The organism is Pseudoalteromonas sp. APC 3355 (assembly GCF_030407615.1).
In the GTDB taxonomy this organism is placed as follows: domain Bacteria; phylum Pseudomonadota; class Gammaproteobacteria; order Enterobacterales; family Alteromonadaceae; genus Pseudoalteromonas; species Pseudoalteromonas distincta.
Genome location: NZ_JASDDB010000002.1, coordinates 335,044 through 354,293, shown reverse-complemented (window position 1 = coordinate 354,293; position 19,250 = coordinate 335,044). Strand labels below are relative to the sequence as shown.

Sequence of the window (19,250 nt, the reverse complement as noted above, 5' to 3'; positions counted from 1 at the left end):
CCCCAAAATAACTCTTAAAAATACCAAGCTGGCATAACAACTACTGGCAAGTCTAACTCAAAGCGTCTCAAAATAGCATTAACTTCTTCCGCTTTTGTTTGGTTAGCTACACAAATTCGTACTCCCCAATTAAGTGGTACTTGCTCTTTTATCAAAAATTCCGCCATACGTTTTTCTAGCCTTTGTGTATATCGAGGGTTAGTAGGCACTGCATGAAAAAATTTACAATATCCATCTAAACTAGGCTGTTCAGTTAGAAGTTCCCAGTCAATTAATGTATGTAATTGTTTTAAGTCCGTACTTGGTTTGCTATACGCAATAGTCGCATTTCGATCAAAAAATATATACTCACGCATACCTGAGCGATAAGCTTCCTCGATTGTTAATTCGAAATAAATAATATCTGTTTGACTATACTTACATCCCTCTACTCGCCCATTATGAATTGCAGATAACATTGGTGAACGTGGTGCAAAATAAAAAGGCACATAATCATGAATACTTCCACCAGGAGGGTTAATCACCTTTTTGTTAGCACGAGTGCTTTGCGCGCCTTTATGTGCAATATTATTGTATGTAATACCTAATCCAGTTGACTTCGTTTTACTCCACAATGCTTCGTGCTGACAAATCATCGACAAGTTATCAATCGCAGTAATATGAAATATTCGTACAGGTCTAGGCATGGTCATAAACGATTTGTCCTTTTAAAAGGGTTCTTTTATCGGCATGTATTTTATCCGCAGGTTCTAGCAAACCTATTGCATCAGTGAAATACCGCAGTCCAGCCCATTGGTTATAGCAGCCAATTATATAAACTCGCTTTTTAGCTCTTGTAACAGCAACATTGAGTAAATTAGGTTTACTAGCAGCCCACTTAGCAGCCCCTGCACTATCAGTTGCACCTAAAACAAAAATTACTAATTCTTCTTCTTTACCTTGGAACGTATGAACAGTTCCTACACGCCCAACTAGCCAAGTTTTAAACTCGGACTCACTAAATTGCTGGTGTGAAAAATGTTTATTGAGGTATTTAATCACGCCCTTTTTAACATTCGAAAATGGCGAAATGATATAGCAGTCAGGTAAATGATCTTCTCTATTGATGAAATCATAAAGCATTGAGAGTACATATTCAGCTTGCTCAGGGACAAAATGTTTACTCTGCTCTGCTCCACTAACGTCAAACCAGCTACTAGGGCCCCATATAAATGACTCTGTCTCAGCTATATCATCTAAACCATGAATCATTTTATTGTTATAAGCTATTTGATTTGATATTGAAAACATAGGATCACTACAACGACGATGCACACGCAAAGGGCTACCCAGCCATTTATCATATGCTATTTGCGAAGTTCCGTAAGGGTTTACTCTATCGGCAAGTTCCTGCACTGAAGTCAAAGAGGGCGACCAGTCAAGCCAATCATCTTGTAATAAACGCTCTCCCAAAAATTCAACTATGTCTGGCGGTATAGTAAATACAGGCTCAATTTGTAGTGGATCGCCAACAACTACAGCACGTTTTGCTCGTAATAATGCCCCAACGGCTAGCTGCGGTGCGGCTTGGCCGGACTCATCGATAAATAACCAACCTATATCACCTTGCCCAAAGCTTGAAAACTGATTCGTTACCGATGCAAACGCAGAAGAGACTACCGGACAGATCATAAAAAACAATTGCCACATTAATTTCGCATCGTCTGATTTAGTAATTTTGTCTTGCAATAAATCAGGGAGTTTATTGAGAGTTTGACTCAGGCCATTATTGTAACTCGCCACTAGCCAAGCTTCATGCAGGTTAAAAGCTGCAATCGTTAATTCAGAGCGAAGTTTATTAAGTGTTTGACTGTGCCCAAACGCCTTGCGCTGGTGGACTGTTGTATTTAAGTCATCGTTAGCTGATACAAACATCACATCAGGATGAAGCGCCAGAATTTCTTTACACGCACTCTCCTCAGCATGTACTTTAGCTTCGAGTGTTACTACTTGGATTTTTAAAGCTTCAAAAGCTCTCTTTCTTTGTTCAACTCGTAAACAGAATGCACTATATAACACCCTTAGTTTACAGCTTTTAAAGATACGATAATGCCACCAAGGCAAACATTTCTGATGAAGCTTTGATGCAAAAAAATGACATTTTTTATAGCTGACTTCACCCTCTAAGCACTTTTGCTTTAGTTGCTCTAAACTATGCTTTAACCCAGTAAGCGCTTCTAAACGATGTAAATCTGCTATCGCTTTATTTACCGCCTTTTCTGCTTTTACATATAGCTGTTGTGCATCTTTAAATAATGTTTCAGGTTCGCCTTTTTGGCTTAATAATTTAATACCATCAACCAAAGTTGTATAGCTTTTAGAGACCTCATCGGTCTGCATCTTATCTGTTTTATCGAAGAACACTTTATTCGTGAAGCGCTTTCTATTGCCACTATTTCCTAATGCAGCTGCAATCATGCCCCAACAGTTATCTTTTTCTTCAAGACCTATTAAACGTTTTTGTTTTATTTCAACATCGGCTGCTACTTTTTGAGCCACTGATTGAAGATAGGTTAAGCAATTAAACTCATTCCCTAGCGCCTTAATTTGAGGCAGCTCCTTCGTGATATTTTCAACAGCATTATTGTTGCTAGAAACAACAACCATTTCAAAACCGGTGAGTGCAGGTTTAAGTACTTGTATTGAAGAGGCCTCATCACCTATTTTTATTTTCTTTGTTTTAGAAAATGCACCTTTAGCGCTTTTTAATCGAGACAGCACTTTTGCGCGCTTAACAATATTAGCCGCAATAATGTCTCGCAGCATAGTTGTTTTACCAGTACCTGGTGGACCGTTCACTGAATATAAGCCACCAGCTTTTATATGGTCACTAGCTGTATTTATCGAAAACTGCTGCATTAAACTCATAGTATGCTTAGCGCTATCTGGCCATCGCCCTAAGGGCGTATAATCATGAGAAAGCTTTTGCTTAATAATACTCTCGCCTGATTTACTCAATAAATCTGCATAATAGTTTGGTTTATTAAGTAAATATGAATACAACGGAGAACTAGTATCTAGCTCATTCTTTTCTACCAATTTAATAGAACGGGCTATATCTTCAATAAAAAAACTATTTAGTATAGGCACATCATTTTCATTAGTGTGTGAATCAAGCTGCTCGACAGATTCTGCGACTACTTCCTCAACATCCGAGCTATCTTCTTTTAATAAATCAGTAAGTTTACGTAACTTTTCTAAGGCAGCATCAGTAATCAATTTTGAACTTTCAGGAGCTGGCTCTCTGGGTGCATTGTTTAATTGCACTATTAAGGAATAACATGTTTCATTTGGTTTGAATCCTGCCCACTGGGACAAAAACTTTAAGATTTCAAATAGCTCAAAATGGGTAAATGCATCACTTGTATTAGTTTCGTGTTTAATGTTTCTAGCTAACTGATGAATTTTTTTTAATTTATCAGAAAAGTCCTCTACGTCTTGGTCAAAATCACTTTTTCGCAGACTATCTATTTCACCCTTTAATAATTTCCCTAAAGCCCATGGCGCAGTAGACATTTCAAGAGAATCAAGTTTAAGCTCAGCTTGTGCATTTAGTTTAATTTTAGCGCAGCAAGTAATACCGCCATCATCACGTCGCTGATGCCAGTCTTCCTCTTTTTGAGAATTCATGGAGTGATTATCTGCTAAGCCTTTAAAGTACTCTTTCGTCTGCTGTGCAAACTCGTTACGATTAAAAATGCCAATATAAAGAGTATAGCTATATGCTTTATTGGGATGATAATCTTTGCCAGCCAAACAAATTTGCTGACGGTTAAACCAAGGCAAACTATTTGGATCGTTTTTTAAATCACTTGCTGTGTATTGTAAAAAACCATCATCAGCACCTGGTAGCATATTTTTTAAATCAAAGGTATTAAAGAACTCAGTTTGTAGCCAAAACTGCAAAACCTTTAATGCATGGTTTTTATCAAGATTCATTAATTAAACAATCCTTATTAGCAACAATATCTGAGTGATTTTTAACGATGCTATTTGGCACCTAGTTAAATTTAAATTAATTATTAACTATTTAAGCAATATACTTAAACTCCCAGACTCCTCCGAATAAGCTTCTACCTCGTCCATTTCTATGTGTACTAGTTAAAAAAGTTAAATCAACAGGTTCAAAAACAATTTTAACTATTCCCTCGCCGATAGACTCATTGATCCATTTTTGTATTTCTTGTGATCGCTTAATAAAAAATAACTCCGATTTATGTGTAGCTACAACTAAATAATTTTTTTCAGCTCGATGCCCTAAAGGAGTATTAGCACAAATCCAAGCAAGCCTTAATGCATCATTTCTAATTCCATCTATCCCAAGACTTCTTTTTAACTCGACTACATGCCTTAATCTTCTACTCTTTTTGCTACGCACTACTAAATCTGCTTTACCCGTTAAACGATACTCAAAAGATTCGTCCTCAATATCCATACCAATTTCTTCAGCAAGCTCGGGAATTGAATCTTCCATAGAAAAAGAGAAACTATGAAAGTGGTCATGTAAATGCTCTGCTATTTTTACTGACAAGAAGTACTCTGGTAGAGCATTTATGGAGTCTCCCGTAAGATCATACGCTAACTCAGAAGTATCATATAATGCTTTAGCTAATACTTTTCTAACAGATCTCATAACACATACCTTTATCTAATTAATATTTAAGCTTTCACTTCTTGTATAATTTTCTCTAAATCTTCATGCCAATGGTTACTAGCCGCTGTACTTGACTTTACTAAGTGAATTTTATGCTTCTCGAGCTGTGACTTAATTGTAGCAACCCACTTTTCATCATTTGGTTTAGCCTCTAATACTTGTTCAAAAGCGAATAACATACTTGAGAAAAACCACGTATATTTTGCGTATTCAGGATCATCTTCTCCTTCAGCAACGCAGTCACCGCTTGCAAGTTTAGGATGAGCGATACATAGTGCTAAATACTGCTGATATATTCCATGCGCTTGTGCTGAAGCCGAAGTATTGCGCCCTACCTGAACTTGCCAGAAAGCAATAGATAAAGCCCCTATTGCCACAAATAAACTAATAATTGGAACCCAGTTTTTCCAAGTCTCAATATTTAATAAAACGGCAAAACCTGTTTCAAAACATGTCATCTATTTACTCCTGCTGGTTTAGTTTTAACGGCTCTATATTTTTTTATTTTTCTTGTGAAAGCTGCTAAGTCAATATCAGCAGTACTAATTGATATTTGTTGACTTCCATGCGCATGAGATATTAAACGGTCATATCGTTCTTTATAAGGAGCTTGTATCGTAGAGCCTCCAAATTCGCCAATATTACAAATAACGATATGTTGATACATATGATATTGAAGAGCAGCAGCCATATTATCGAAGGTGTTTACATCTTGGTTGTGAGCAACCACTACAAATAAATCTGTGGTATTTCTTAAATCCGCGGCTAGCTTTATATCTGTCGCGTCATAACAAATAGCCCCACTAATTTTGAAAGGCCCTTCATCATACCCATGTAATTCTAAAATGTGCTGACAAGGCCTATAACCAGTAATACCAAGAGCAAGCTCATCCTGAGTCATGTTTTCTTTACCTTGATCTCTAATCACCCATTGCCTTCCGCTTTCTCTATAATCAGGTATAAACCACCTAGCTACATTAACTAACTTTCCTTCATGATTAGTAAATACCAATCCGGCAAAAATAATAGCACCAGTTGTATCAGCAAGTCGTTTAATGAGATCTTGATCATCAATATGCACAGCTACTTCTGCAAAAACAATTAAGTCAGCAAACGGTTTAGTTTTTTCACCTTGAGCTTGCGCTTTACTTTCTAAAGTTTTTAACGTTAGTTTACAAACCGAAGATAAGTGCTCACGGTGCTTAATCCTATAGACTGGATTATTAAGTTCAGGATCAGAAACATTAAAGTCCGACGACATAGGCAAAAGCTGCTGAACTGTTGCAATCCTAAAGTAGTTACGTTTGCTGGGTCTTGCAACTCTCGTTGGTAATGCAGGTAAAGAAGAAGAGTGACAAATAAGACTATTTAAATAGCTCAATCTTTTTCTCAAGCAAAATTCAAATGTTTCTAAGCACTCTATAGACCGTACATCTAAATCACTCACAAATGTTGATTCGAACCCTGGCCACTGTAAGCAACGAATTAATAAGTCTGAAAACCAGTCTGTGACTGTAGAATATTCCCCAGTTAAAGTCTCAGGCGAATGCATCATACCCATGCGCCTTTTAAACCAACTTGTTTTCACTCCTTTATAAGCGACGATATCACCTTGCTTCCACCGGTTAGTTGTAAAGTCTGCACTACCAATTACAGAGGCCCTTAATATAATACCTATCCAATAAATGACCTTTTTACTTTCGCTATTTTTATCAATCCATTCTGGAAACTCATATCGAGGGTCCTTAAATGGTACAGTTCCTTTTCGCTTAGACTCAGCAATATTAACTGACGGTCTCCACAACTCAGACCATCTTGTAACCGCATCCAATTTAATTTCTATTTCAGCCGGTGTGGCACCCAGTATCGGTGTATTTAAAGAGTTCTCCTGTTGAGTTGCTTGTAATAAACTCAATGCTAACTTTATTAGCGCATGCTCAAACTCAAACCCATTTGAGTCAGAATGAATAACCTTGGATAAAAGCTGCTTTCTAGCTCTAGGCTGAGCACTTGATTGAGGAGCTGCCCAATCAAATTTCTTAGTAAGCGCTTGAAGAGTTTTTCTTTTTTTAAGCTGTTTCCATATCGCATTCCAAAAGAGGCCGCCTCTCTTTGCGAAAACGTCCAACACCTTAGCTTTATTTACATCGTCAAAATCACACATTGACTTAATAAGAGAAGCAGCATAAATATCAAACTTTCCCGTCATTTGTGCTGAGATTTCATATAAAGCGCAGTGTTCATACTTAAACTTTGATTGAGCGCCAGCTAAAATAATGTGCAACTCATTTTGGAGAGTCGAATTTGCCTTTTCTTTGATAACTGGTTTATTAGTAGCTGAAAGTAACATTAATGCTTGTCTTTCAACAAATTTAGAACTTTTATTAGCGCTTGCAATAACTGCTAATGCATAGTTAGCAATCAAATCAATCACAGAGTCTGGTTTAATCGAACTTGGGTAAATTGACTTCTGAAATGACAATGTAAAATCAAGGCCGCATCTAAATATGTCTGCTAGCAAGTAATCCATCATTTGCGCTGTAATAATGTCATTTACTTTTGCGCGATTCGAATAACTACTGCGAGAAAAAATAGCCTCAACGACTGGCTCAAATAAGTCAGCCTCTGGATGAATTTCCATTGCCTTTCTCAACACTAATGCAAGCGAAGGATCTTTCATCCAAGCTGTAATCAACTTTTTAGCTAACAGTTCTTCTCCACTATCAGCGTTACTGATTCTGCGCTTATTTCTTACAATGCTTTCTAACCTATTTGCTGCAAATCGCTTTAATGTGTCAGGGCGAATATCATGATCGTAATTAGCAATCTGTAACAACGCAGAATCATCATGAGAACTTTTTAAAGAAGGTAGCTCTATATCTTCGATATCTAAAAAGCTCTCTAAAAGACCTGTAACTGAATCTAAAACATCACGATCAGCTGGCCCACTGAGCTCCCCTTGAACCATTTCAATCCGATTCGACATACTTCCGCTGTCGTCTAAATCTGAAAAAAGAGTCACCTTTGTTTTCTTTTTGTTCAGCTTAAGATCAGCGCCGCCATACGTTTTTAAAAGGTCATTTATTTTATTATTTAACCTACGCTTTATGGTCCGTACAGTTTCGTTTTTTGCACGAATAACCAAACGTAAATCATCCACATAGCGACAATAATCATGGACAAAAATCGAACTTTTAGGACTTAGTTCCCCACCTATTAATTTACCCACCTCTTTATCAAACTCGATTAAAAATGCATTGGCAAAAAAGCCTGCTGATACCAAACCTTGGGGTAAACCTTGCTCAATATTACCTAGCTTTAAATCGGCAGCTAGTTTTAAATCGTGCTTTTCCCACTTCCAATCTGTAATGCGGTTAAACGCGTTCCAAAATTTCGTGCACTCTGGATTCCCAAATTTTTTAGATATTCTTTTTAATCTAACTTTTAATAAGTCTCTACAGATTGTGTTGTAGAACTTTGATAAATCCAAATTAACAACGTAAACCTCCTCCGAAGAAGAAGTTTGATTTAAAGCATCTCGACCTAACTCCATTGGCCTTTTTAAGAAGTTTTGATAATCGGTAAAAAACTTTCTGTACGTATCGCTATTTCCCCAACGAAACCAAGCTTGATCTTTGCTTTTCCAATCACATACCAATCTATTGCCGTAGCTATACACCTTATTACTTCTTGCTTGTGCAAAACTTTGATTTTTATCGTTGCAATTACCTTGCTCAGATTCAACCGCATCAGCCAGGCACAACATAGCAGCACTAGCCCATGTTTGATCTCTAATCGATATGTGAGCTAATGGTCTTATCGGTGAGTTTTCTTCTCGTTTATCAATACTTTTAGGATGCCAACCATCTTGATTAATAACCCATGTTTCACTTTTTGCAGCAGGTACCAACTCTAAAGGTTTAACCTTGTTCTTAGTAATCTGCCTTTTCCATTCACTTACATTGTCCTCAATATTTAAAGCAGATACATCTAACTCCAATGTATCTGCATACCAGTTAAATGCACGAATATAATTATGTGTTTTTTTCCAAGCTTGAGTGAGCACTACTTCATCGGCAAGATATTCAATCGTTGGTTTTAAAGTACGGTATTTTGGGTTAATTAATTTCATGGCATCCCTGCATCAATTCTAGTTAATGCTGTTTTCGACGATGGCGTCGGTGAGGTAGAGCTTAGTGGTTTGTGCGTTTGTTAAACGGGCTTTGAGCTGGTCGCAGAGTGTCATTAGTTCATCGATCTTGGTAACAATGCGTTGTTGTTCTTTGAATGGTGGTAGAGGTATTATAATAGAGCTCACCTGCCCTTGATTTATTGACGCCTGTCCAACTGCTTCTTTGGCAAACGATGAGATAAAATTTTGAGCAGCCTTCGTCATCATAAATAAGTTTAAGTATTGTGCTGATAAATGCTCGATAAAAGGTTTTGCTCGCATGTTCATACTTTCATAAACTAAAGGCTCTTCTGACTTAGGTATTATTGCCGTTTTACCAACAAGTTCTTTACTATTAACTCTGTTAATCAAAAGATCATTTGGTTCGAGTATAAACTGCGCTAATTCATTAGACTCAACTTCAACTCTTTTAGCGCCAGCAAAATCAATATACCCATTTTGGATGTTATACATTCTCAAAGATATTACCCCTTCATCTGTATAAAACTTTGAAGGTTTATATAGCCCATTAGAAAATGATTTAAACAAATCACCAAATCGACTCCAAACCCAGCCACTTGGTAACTCATATAATTTTTCTTCATCTAAAATTTCAGGCAGTGGTTTTTGCTTTTTGATTTTTTTATCTTTAATCAGCTGGGCTTTTTCTGCTGCGATGCGCTCAAGGAGTTTGCCGGCGGGTTCATCAACAGGGTTTTGTGGAACGAGTTTGCCCATTACAGCTAGTTGTAAAATGGTTTGCTTTAGCGTGTCGATACTGGCGGTGGTGGTGAATAGCGTGTCGAAGTGCTCGCTTAAGCGTTGCCAGTTTTGTTGGAACTGTACTGTGGCTTGTTCGGATGTTGCGTTTTGCTCTGGCGCTTGCAGCAATGCATCTAACAGTACTTCAACTAATGTTTGGTGTGCCGCAATGCTATTTTCAGTTTGCGCTTCAAGCGCATCACACAAGTCCATTAATTCATCGACTTTAGTGACAATACGTTTCTGCTCTTTTGTTGGTGGAATAGGGATAATACCAGCAAAAAACTGCTTATCATTTATCGCTGGATAGGCAACTCCTGTTTGAACAGACTCTACGTAACCAATAAAGGTCGGAGCTCGAAGGTAGCGATATATATACGAGCTATTTAAACCGCTTAATGGATGTATTATTGCAAATGCTGTACTTGCTATAGGTTCAGGTTGAAACTCTTTATCAATAACAGCTATATTTAGAAGGTAAGGTCTTATTGTTGAATAAATGACAGTGTTTTCTTTAACTATTTTACGTGCTCGAGAAGGCGCGTCTTCACCTTTTAGAATATTAGGTTCCGATACAAAGCCTAACTCCTTGTTAATAGAGCCGACATCGATATAGGTAAACTCACTATCAGGTGCCTTTTGACCTAAATCATGTCCAATATCTTGCAACCTTGACCACGCCCACCCTTTCGGCAATTCAAACGGTTTTTCATCTTCGCTGATTGCTGGCTGTGCTTTAGGCTTTTTGATTTTCTTATCTTTAACTAACTGCGCTTTTTCATCGGCTATACGCTCAAGCAATACTGAAGCTGGTTCGTCGTTTGGATCTTGTGACACTAATTTGCCTCGTACGGCGAGCTCTAAAATAAGCTCGCGGAGCTTTTTAATACCGTGAAGTGAAAACTTTTTAGATGAACCGCGACCTGATGACGACTTTTGCTCGATGGCCGTCGTCCAAATATCAAGGTGCTCGGTGATTAACTGCTCGGCGTTTTTGTTTGGTGCTTTAGTCTCAGCCATTACTTGCCCTCGCTATCTTTAGCAAGCGCATCTGCCAATATGCCTTTTAACTGATCGCGCAGTGCTTGTATGTCTGCTTGCTGCTTTGAATAGTCGGATAATAGCTCTTGCGGATCGTGGCTTATTACCTCGCCTACGTGCGGGTTTTTAATGTCTAGGTTGTAATTACGGGCAATAATATCGTCGATTGATACTTTCCACGCTTGCTCGGTCTCTGTACGGCTGGCAAAACCGTCTGCCTCATTGCCCCACCATTCGAGCTCCGTTTTAAATTCTTCAAACTTCATAGGTTTGGTTTTGTTGTAATTTTTAACACCCGCTGGGTAGGGATGCTCGTAAAACCACACGTCTTTTGTACATTTTTTTTCGGTTCCGTCACCTTTGGTAAAAAATAGAATATTAGTTTTAATGCTGGTGTACGGGGCAAATACACCATTAGGTAAGCGTACTATGGTATGTAAGTTACATTCCTCAACCAATAGCTTTTTAATTTTGGTTTTAACGCCTTCACCGAACAAGGTGCCATCTGGCAATACTACCGCAGCGCGACCTTTCGTGTTGAGCACTTCTATAATGAGCTGTAAGAACAAGTCGGCTGTCTCGCGGGTTTGCATGTCGCTTGGGAAGTTTTTTTCAATGCCGTCTTCTTCAGTGCCGCCAAACGGAGGGTTGGTGATGATGACATCTACTTGGTCGTCCCAGCTTGAAAGCGGTTTATTTAGGGTATTGCCGTGTTTAACTTGTACCGGAACTTCAATGCCGTGAAGCATCATGTTGGTAGTACACAATAAGTGCGGGAGTTGTTTTTTCTCGACACCAAAGATTTGCTTTTGAAGTATTTGGTGGTCGTCGCCCGACTTAACATAGTTTGCTTTTACATGGTCGAACGCACACGCTAAAAAGCCACCGGTACCACAGGCGGGGTCCATGATTGACTCGCCTAGTTTTGGGTCGGTTACCGCCACTATAAATTTAGTAATAGCGCGCGGGGTATAAAATTCGCCCGCGTTGCCTGCGCTTTGTAAATCTTTTAGTATTTGCTCGTACAGGTCGCCAAATAAGTGGCGCTCTTTTGAGTCAGTAAAGTCTATTTCGTTTAGTTTATTAATAACCTGGCGCAGTAGCGTACCGTTTTTCATGTAGTTAAAGGCATCGCTAAAGGCTTGGGTTACTACATAACCACGTGGATTTTTATCTATAGGTGCTGTGAGGTTTTTAAGCTCAGGGAATAGCTTATCGTTTACAAACTCTAAAAGCTCATCGCCGGTTATACCTTCGTTGTCGGCCGCCCAATTGCGCCATAAAAATTGCTCTGGAATTGGCTCGCGATAATCATCTAATTCTAGCTCTAGTTCTTCTTCTTGCGCGTCGAATACTTTTAAAAATAGTAACCACGACATTTGACCAAGGCGTTGTGCGTCGCCATCGACACCGGCGTCTTTACGCATAATATCTTGAATAGACTTAATAGCTGAACTGATAGACATAGTATTCTCTTGTTTGATTATTTTTATAAACAGCGGCTAAAAAGAGTATGAAAGCTGTTTATTTTGATTTATTTGATGCTTTGCTATCGCTCATTAAAGCGACAACAAACATATAATTAAGCTGTTTTAGGTGTTGGCATTTGATAAATTTCGGCTTCGAGCTCTTTGAGTGCTTGCTCGTATTGTGGTTTGCCGCCAAAGCCTTTTTTAATGATTTCACCTAGGCTGCCAATTTCGTTAAATGGCGCCACTTTAAGTGCTTGCATAGATTCAATTTCTTGCACGCCTACATCTGCGTATTTTAACAGAAGGTTCTCGAGTACGGTGTGTGCGGTCCCTGAATATTTAGTGAAATAGTTACGCTTTTGTACGTTATCTGCGCGCTCTTTGCGGGTAAGGGGTGGTTGGTCATAAACTACATGGCAGATCATATCAAATGGGTCCATGTCTTTGCCGACTTCTTCCTCAAGCGCTGACCAAATAATCCCTTCTTCGGAAAGCTCGTCGATGATTGCTTGTTTGCGATCTGACTCATTCCAGCGCTTTACAAAGTCGTCAAGTGAACTGAATTGTTTGCTCATGGTTTTACGGGTGTAATCTATAAATGACTCGGTAACGAGTTTACCGTCGGTATCGTAATACTGGACTCGCTCTGCGACTTTATTAACAGTTACGCCTGATACGCGGTACTTAACCATTTTGTTAGTTTCATCGTCCCACTCACCATCAAGCGAGCCATCGCCTTTAGGGTCGTTAATTGTGTCGTTATTGGCATCGGTTGTATCGTCAGCGGTTGATTGATCGTCGAATACGCTATCAGGCTGCTCTTCGGCAGTTGTATCGTCTTGTGACTCAATATCAACGTCTTCATTTTCAATATCGGTTGGCGTTACCTTAATTACTTTTTCTGGTGTGCCATCAAAGCGTTCATCGGCAAATAATTCGGTGGCTTTTTTAAAGTCGAGTATGGTGAACCACAGCTTACCGTAACGGTCATCAATACGGGTACCACGACCAATAATTTGTTTAAACTTGGTCATTGATTGGATGTTTTGATCAAGCACTACTAGCTTACAGGTTTTAGCGTCTACCCCTGTGGTCATAAGCTCTGAGGTGGTAGCAATTACTGGGTAAGGGCGTTTAGGATTTATAAAATTGTCGAGCTGGCCTTTACCTAATTCGTCATCGCCGGTGATCTTCATCACGTATTTATCGTTTTTTGCCATTTGCTCTGGATTTAAGTTGGCAAGAGCGCGGCGCATACGCTCGGCATGATCTATGTCGTTACAAAACACTATGGTTTTAGCCATAGGGTCTGTACGTTTTAAATAGTTGGTAATGGTTTCTGCCACCAGCTGTGTTCGCTCGTCAATTACCATTGTGCGGTCAAAGTCTTTTTGGTTGTATATGCGGTCTTGTATTACTTCACCGTTATTATCAACCTGCCCTTTTGTTGGTCGCCAGCCTTGTAGGTCAACATCAAGATCAACACGTACCACTTTGTATGGCGCTAAAAAGCCATCTTCAATACCTTCTTTTAGGGAATAGGTATAAGCGGGGTCGCCAAAATAGTCAGAGTTTGATACTTCCTCTGTTTCTTTTGGTGTTGCGGTTAAGCCAACTTGGGCAGCACCTTTAAAGTAAGTGAGTATTTCGCGCCAAGCGCTATCTTCACTTGCGCTACCACGGTGGCACTCGTCAATAATAATGAGGTCGAAAAAGTCAGGGTCAACTTGCTTAAACGCTTTTTGAGATTCTTCTGGCCCTGTTAACGCTTGATATAGCGCTAGGTGTATTTCGTAAGCTGGGTCGATTGTTCTGCCGGTAATTTTGGTCATTGACGTACCAAACGGCTGAAAGTCATTAATACGCGTTTGATCTACTAATATATTGCGGTCGGCTAAAAACAAGATGCGTTTTTTTGCGCGTGATTTCCATAAGCGCCATATGATTTGAAACGCGGTATAGGTTTTACCGGTTCCTGTTGCCATAACTAGTAATACACGGTCTTTACCAGACGATATAGCCTCTACTGTTTTATTAATGGCTTGGAGCTGATAGTAACGCGGGTGCTTACCACTACCATCGTCGTAATAGGCTTGGTTTATTATAGGAAGTTGCGATTCTGTATAGCCCTTGTAGGCACAATATTTAGCCCAAAGCTCTTGTGGTGATGGGAAGTCTTCTAAGCGTATTTCGGTTTCGAGGTTATGCGCATCAGGCGTGCCTAGCTTAGTTTTATCGTGGAAAATAAAACCATCGCCATTGGAGGCAAATATAAACGGCACATCAAGCAGCCTAGCGTAATCTAAGCCTTGTTGAAGGCCTTTGCCTACTTCGTGCTTATTGGCTTTAGCCTCAATAACAGCAAGCGGCATACTGGGTTTATGGTAAAGCACTATGTCAGCCGATTTAACCGTTTTACGTACACCAAGTTGCCCACGGACGATTACTTTACCGTCACGTAGTTTAACCTCTTGGCGTATTTGAGTTATGTCGTCCCACCCTGCGGTTTTAACTGCGGGTAGAATAAACTTACTGATTATATCGGTTTCGCTGAGCTTTCTTCTATCCATAACTTAAACCATCCCTAAATACTACGCTATGAGTGCGCACAACCCGTTGATTCAACGCGTTTCATGCTATTTAGTGATGCTATATAAAATATGGTTAATAAGCAAAAATAAAAGGTAGAACAAATCGTATATTTGGTGCTAACTTTGTTCTTCTATGTAAACAAACCACTATACTTACATAGCCTTAAGGAAAAGATGTGTTCCATATTTGTTCCGCACTGTTCCGCTTAACTCTAACCAAATTCGCTTATTAATTCGCAGCTACCTACAATTTAATATTTGGTCGCTTTTAGTTAGCAGTTTATAGCTGGTGATGACATTTTATATACCATCAAATGTTTTGAAATGTTTTGATTTTAGAAAGTTTTGAAGAACCGGCAAACCAAAGTAAATTTAAGTTTACTTAGGTACTACTTCATGGAGTCTTAGCTACACTAAATGTTTAGGTATCTAGCTCTCCGTAATCAGCTAACCACTCAGCATTAGTTTGGTCCTGTGGCTTTGTTTTCTTACCCTCTTTTAGTGATGCTATAGGGGGAAAGGTATTACCTCTTACCGCATCACCTTGATTACTTATATCGTAGTTATTAGAACCCGTAGTAGTTAATGCCCGTGGTTCATTATGCACGTAGCTATCAATACACGTAGTTTGATCTTTCGCTACGCCTTGCCATGTATGGCTATTGAATGATTCCTTGCCACTACCGGATGCCACTTCACTTTGCCCCCTTGAATTGCCACATGTGGATGCCGCTAGAATGCCACCGCCTAGCCCCCTATTTGCCACTGATATGCCACCGCTAAATGCCTCAAGTATTTGCTCATGTGTAATATTTGCTAAGCAAAGTGTTTGAGTATCTAGCTTACTACCTTTACTAACTTCAGCTTGCCAAACATAGTTTTTCATTATGCTTATCTTCTTATAAAGCTCGCTGGGCCTTCTAGGTTTTGGTAAGTTAGATCGATTCCAAAACTTTAATAGCGCTCCTTTAGCTGGTGGATTAAAACGCTTACCAGTTAAGCGTCCGTGCTTTGTTTTACGATTCAGCGATACATTAAATATTGTGAAGTAATCTTCATGGGTGTGTAGATCAATAAAACTCATTGTTAGGCCATCAAACCTATTTGAGTATCGTCCCACTGTAAATTCTAAGAACTGATATATTGGTTGCTGAACCACATCACAAACCTGCTTAAGCAAATAGCCTTGGTTGCTATACAACCAACCATCTGGCACCGGCCTGCCACTCTTGGGGATAATATTTAATTGACCGTTAGCGATGCTAATAACGTCACCACGGTTAATTAAATCATTAAGCTTAACCATATAACCTCCTAATTCCCCAGGAGGTGCTTTATTGGTTTTAAAAGCTCACCTTTTTGTTCTGGCGTAAATTCAGCTAATTTGCGATGAATACGGCTTTTGTTTACAGCTTTAATGATAATTTCAGCAATATCTAATGAGCTATAGCTATATTTATAATGACTACCGATACCATCTGAATTTGGTGTTTTTTCGCGAGTAAATGTAAAGCCATAGCTACGCTCAAGATCTGTAAAGTAGTTTCTCCCACTCGATAAACCAGCATTACGTAAAATATCTAATTCAGTTGCGCCCGTTGGGTGAGCTAGAATGCATAAATTAACGCGCTCTGTTTTAGACTGTGAATTTTTAGGGGCAGGATTAGCGGCTTTAATTCCGCTGAAAGCACTCATTATAGTGCCTCTTTGTGGTGTTTAAAATTAGGTAGGTTTGTAAGCCATTGCTGAACATCGCTTTCAAGCCAACCCACCGAATTTAAACCTAACTGCTTTCTGATAGGAAATAATCCTGCGCGCTCTTTACGCCAAATAGTTGCGCGACTTAAGCCTGTAAGTTCTGTTACTTCTTGAATACGTAATATTTTATTGCTCATTGTAATTCGCCTTGTTGTTTAATAGTTCAAGGCGATTATTCCTGATTCAAAAAAATGAACGAGAGTGATTTAAAAGTATTTTTTCTCAGTGAAAAAATAAATATGAAAAACTACCTGAAAAATTAAATTTAAAATTCTCCGGTAATATTGGTAAGTGATAAATTGTCACATAATAGTGTATTTAGTAATTTACTTACCTTTGCATTACCACCTGATAAATCTTCACTGCCAATTACTTCCCCAAAAGGATATACACAGGATGCAAGAACTCGTTTGGGTATCACGCTATCAATTTGACCTTCCCATATCATAAGATCTAGTAATGGTATTATTTTATAAGCTTTAATCTTTGAGACTTCTGAAGATTTAATAAATCGTTTTTCTGGCTCAGGAACTTCCATTTTTTCTCGCCATTTAGGTAAGTGTCCCTTTAATGAAGCTATTATCTCGTCATCTGTGTGTGAGCTCAGGTCTATTTCACAAGCAACTACGTCGTCATTAAATATTTTGGAAATTGAACTGTAGAACGTATCATCTTTGAAGTAACTAAATTCTTTATCCTTTTTATAAATGCCTTTAATTTCTATCTTTTTGTTATATTCAATGATTTGAAGTATTTCTATTGGGGATATGGCCTCATCATAACTCAACACATCATCTAATAGATGTTCATTAGACTGGTAGTTTTTTTGCTCATCTTCTGGGAGAGTCTTTATATAGTTATTAAAGTCTTCATCCTCATCTGAAAACTTTTTTTCTAATAAAGCATTAGTATTGGGCTTACCACTTAATATTCCTTTCCAATAACAACTAAGTAGCTCAATTTCCATCAAAATCGTATCCCGGTTATTGTAAAGCTCTCTTCGCCTTGAAAATTCATTTAATAAATCAATATCACTTAGTTCAGATATATAGTTATAATTTTCAATTCTGAACCACGGTATATCTTTTGTTGAGTCTATCCGTTTCAAAGTCATCTCCTTAAATTACTTTTAAATACTGACTACCAGTAACAGAATAATTACCTTTACTAGCTTCTTCAATGTGTTCAGACCACCAGCACATCATTTTACGTCTGCGTTCTAAATAATCAGTTCGATTATAAGCTGCGCGCACTTTATTACTGTCTACATGCGCCAAAGCAGCTTCTATAACATCAGGATCAAACCCTTGCTCGTTTAACGTCGTACTTGCAAGCGCTCGTAAACCGTGCGCAGTTTGTTTACCTATTAACCCCATACGTCTAAATGATGCGCCCAATGTTTCACGACTAGCATGTGTTCTAGGATCTTTATCCGCAGGGAATATAAATTCTCGATGACCACTAATAGGCTTAAGATATTCGATTATAGCTAATGCTTGCGGGGTGAGTGGTACCGCGTGGGGTTTACGCTTTTTCATTCGTTCGGCTGAAATATTCCATAGCTTATTTTCGAAGTCTATTTCATGCCACGCTGCGCCAGCTGCTTCTCCTGGACGAACCATAGTATGTAGTTGCCATTCAAATAAACATCGCGTCATTAACTTAATACTCGCGTTATTCACTATACTAATAAGTTTAGGAAGCTCTTGTGGAGCGAAACTAGCCATACTTTCATGGGTAGCTGAGTCGAATGCTTTATTGATGCCACTTAAGTTATTAGATTGTATTCGTCCAGTATTTATAGCAAATTCCATCACCTCGTTAATCCTACGGCATATACGCCCAAGTATATCTAGCTTATCAGCTGCGGCTAAAGGCTTTAATGTCTCAATAGTTTGTTGTGCCGATAGCTTACTTATAGGTACCTTGCCCAAATAAGGGAAAAGATGAAGTTCAAAACCTCTGCGTAAATTAAAAGCATACTTCGCAGTTACCTTTGGCTCTTTAAGGGCTATCCACTCTCTAACTACTGCCTCAAACGTATTTTTAGCTTCAGCAGCCTTATCATTATTAAACGCCTCTTTATGCTCTTTGGGATCTATATCTTTCGCTAATAGAGCCCTAGCCTCACCTCGGCTTTTTCGAGCATCAAATAAAGTTACATCTGGATACATACCAAAACTAATCTGGGCTCTTTTTTTTGTATAAGGTTTGGAGTATGTGAACAACCACATTTTTGAACCATTGGGCTTAACTCGTAGAGCAAGGCCTTTGCCATCAGCCAAAAGATATTCTTTATCTTTTGGTTTAGTTTTTTTGATTTGCGTGTCATTTAATGGGGTAACTAATTTAGGCATTTAACGCTCCACTGTCGAACGGGCAACCAACGCTTATAAAGCAAGAAAATATAAAAATCTTAATTCTTTCTATAATTTTCATTTGGTTACGGTTTAATGTTACACCGAGAGTACAAAATATGATCGGTGTAACATCCAGTGTAACTAAAAACTTGCACTATGGCGATACCTCTTGAAACAGAGTGAAAGCTAAAAGCCTTTATTTTAATGGGTTTCAAGAGTTTATTGGTACAACGTGAAGTGGTATGAAATGTGTTTTTGGTAGCCCCTGCAAGAATCGAACTTGCAACTGCCCCTTAGGAGGGGGCCGTTATATCCATTTAACTAAGAGGCCACAAATAAGCTGTGTGCTTAGAGGTGTGAATTATAACGGCATCTGGTTTTTTATATCAAGCGACAACTGAA

General features: G+C 38.7%; 13 protein-coding genes and 1 tRNA gene. All 14 read right to left on the bottom strand.

Annotated elements, in window-relative coordinates:
- Positions 1-14: 14 nt before the first annotated feature.
- Positions 15-692 (bottom strand): DUF4433 domain-containing protein, encoded by a 678-nt coding sequence (locus tag QMA08_RS04870; RefSeq protein WP_290173818.1) that lies wholly within the window; start codon positions 690-692, stop codon positions 15-17.
- On the bottom strand, positions 679-3,978 hold the full coding sequence (locus QMA08_RS04865; protein ID WP_290173817.1) for an ATP-binding protein: 3,300 nt from the start codon (positions 3,976-3,978) through the stop codon (positions 679-681). Before QMA08_RS04865 ends, QMA08_RS04870 begins: the two co-directional genes overlap by 14 nt.
- Before the next feature lie 91 nt (positions 3,979-4,069).
- Positions 4,070-4,672, bottom strand: a complete 603-nt coding sequence (locus QMA08_RS04860) for a hypothetical protein (protein ID WP_290173816.1) — start codon at positions 4,670-4,672, stop codon at positions 4,070-4,072.
- A gap of 26 nt (positions 4,673-4,698) precedes the next feature.
- Positions 4,699-5,151 carry a hypothetical protein gene (locus tag QMA08_RS04855; RefSeq protein WP_290173815.1) on the bottom strand — a complete coding sequence of 151 codons (453 nt, stop codon included), beginning with the start codon at positions 5,149-5,151 and terminating at the stop codon, positions 4,699-4,701.
- Positions 5,148-8,825 (bottom strand): reverse transcriptase domain-containing protein, encoded by a 3,678-nt coding sequence (locus QMA08_RS04850; RefSeq protein ID WP_290173814.1) that lies wholly within the window; start codon positions 8,823-8,825, stop codon positions 5,148-5,150. Before QMA08_RS04850 ends, QMA08_RS04855 begins: the two co-directional genes overlap by 4 nt.
- A gap of 18 nt (positions 8,826-8,843) precedes the next feature.
- A complete protein-coding gene (locus QMA08_RS04845) occupies positions 8,844-10,646 on the bottom strand; it encodes a restriction endonuclease subunit S (protein ID WP_290173813.1) in 1,803 nt (600 codons plus the stop codon).
- Positions 10,646-12,133, bottom strand: a complete 1,488-nt coding sequence (locus QMA08_RS04840; RefSeq protein WP_290173812.1) for an N-6 DNA methylase — start codon at positions 12,131-12,133, stop codon at positions 10,646-10,648. The genes QMA08_RS04845 and QMA08_RS04840 overlap by 1 nt, the downstream gene beginning before the upstream one ends.
- A gap of 116 nt (positions 12,134-12,249) precedes the next feature.
- Complete coding sequence (gene hsdR, locus QMA08_RS04835) at positions 12,250-14,709, bottom strand: EcoAI/FtnUII family type I restriction enzme subunit R (RefSeq protein WP_290173811.1); 2,460 nt, start codon at positions 14,707-14,709, stop codon at positions 12,250-12,252.
- 442 nt (positions 14,710-15,151) lie between these two features.
- The gene (locus QMA08_RS04830) at positions 15,152-16,036 is read right to left on the bottom strand and encodes a hypothetical protein (protein WP_290173810.1); all 885 of its coding nucleotides are present in this window, start codon (positions 16,034-16,036) and stop codon (positions 15,152-15,154) included.
- 8 nt (positions 16,037-16,044) lie between these two features.
- The gene (locus tag QMA08_RS04825; RefSeq protein ID WP_290173809.1) at positions 16,045-16,425 is read right to left on the bottom strand and encodes a hypothetical protein; all 381 of its coding nucleotides are present in this window, start codon (positions 16,423-16,425) and stop codon (positions 16,045-16,047) included.
- The gene (locus QMA08_RS04820) at positions 16,425-16,625 is read right to left on the bottom strand and encodes an AlpA family phage regulatory protein (RefSeq protein ID WP_290173808.1); all 201 of its coding nucleotides are present in this window, start codon (positions 16,623-16,625) and stop codon (positions 16,425-16,427) included. Before QMA08_RS04820 ends, QMA08_RS04825 begins: the two co-directional genes overlap by 1 nt.
- A gap of 128 nt (positions 16,626-16,753) precedes the next feature.
- Positions 16,754-17,596 carry a DUF6387 family protein gene (locus QMA08_RS04815; protein ID WP_290173807.1) on the bottom strand — a complete coding sequence of 281 codons (843 nt, stop codon included), beginning with the start codon at positions 17,594-17,596 and terminating at the stop codon, positions 16,754-16,756.
- A gap of 10 nt (positions 17,597-17,606) precedes the next feature.
- Positions 17,607-18,845: an integrase domain-containing protein gene (locus QMA08_RS04810; protein ID WP_290173806.1), complete on the bottom strand. Its 1,239-nt coding sequence runs from the start codon at positions 18,843-18,845 to the stop codon at positions 17,607-17,609.
- A gap of 259 nt (positions 18,846-19,104) precedes the next feature.
- Positions 19,105-19,179, bottom strand: a tRNA-Arg gene (locus QMA08_RS04805).
- Positions 19,180-19,250 lie beyond the last annotated feature (71 nt).

What these genes read in the sequence shown, in the direction of transcription:
- QMA08_RS04870 (WP_290173818.1), bottom strand. Translation starts at nt 692, where the DNA reads ATGACCATGCCTAGACCTGTACGAATATTTCATATTACTGCGATTGAT.
- QMA08_RS04865 (WP_290173817.1), bottom strand. Translation starts at nt 3,978, where the DNA reads ATGAATCTTGATAAAAACCATGCATTAAAGGTTTTGCAGTTTTGGCTA.
- QMA08_RS04860 (WP_290173816.1), bottom strand. Translation starts at nt 4,672, where the DNA reads ATGAGATCTGTTAGAAAAGTATTAGCTAAAGCATTATATGATACTTCT.
- QMA08_RS04855 (WP_290173815.1), bottom strand. Translation starts at nt 5,151, where the DNA reads ATGACATGTTTTGAAACAGGTTTTGCCGTTTTATTAAATATTGAGACT.
- QMA08_RS04850 (WP_290173814.1), bottom strand. Translation starts at nt 8,825, where the DNA reads ATGAAATTAATTAACCCAAAATACCGTACTTTAAAACCAACGATTGAA.
- QMA08_RS04845 (WP_290173813.1), bottom strand. Translation starts at nt 10,646, where the DNA reads ATGGCTGAGACTAAAGCACCAAACAAAAACGCCGAGCAGTTAATCACC.
- QMA08_RS04840 (WP_290173812.1), bottom strand. Translation starts at nt 12,133, where the DNA reads ATGTCTATCAGTTCAGCTATTAAGTCTATTCAAGATATTATGCGTAAA.
- hsdR (WP_290173811.1), bottom strand. Translation starts at nt 14,709, where the DNA reads ATGGATAGAAGAAAGCTCAGCGAAACCGATATAATCAGTAAGTTTATT.
- QMA08_RS04830 (WP_290173810.1), bottom strand. Translation starts at nt 16,036, where the DNA reads ATGGTTAAGCTTAATGATTTAATTAACCGTGGTGACGTTATTAGCATC.
- QMA08_RS04825 (WP_290173809.1), bottom strand. Translation starts at nt 16,425, where the DNA reads ATGAGTGCTTTCAGCGGAATTAAAGCCGCTAATCCTGCCCCTAAAAAT.
- QMA08_RS04820 (WP_290173808.1), bottom strand. Translation starts at nt 16,625, where the DNA reads ATGAGCAATAAAATATTACGTATTCAAGAAGTAACAGAACTTACAGGC.
- QMA08_RS04810 (WP_290173806.1), bottom strand. Translation starts at nt 18,845, where the DNA reads ATGCCTAAATTAGTTACCCCATTAAATGACACGCAAATCAAAAAAACT.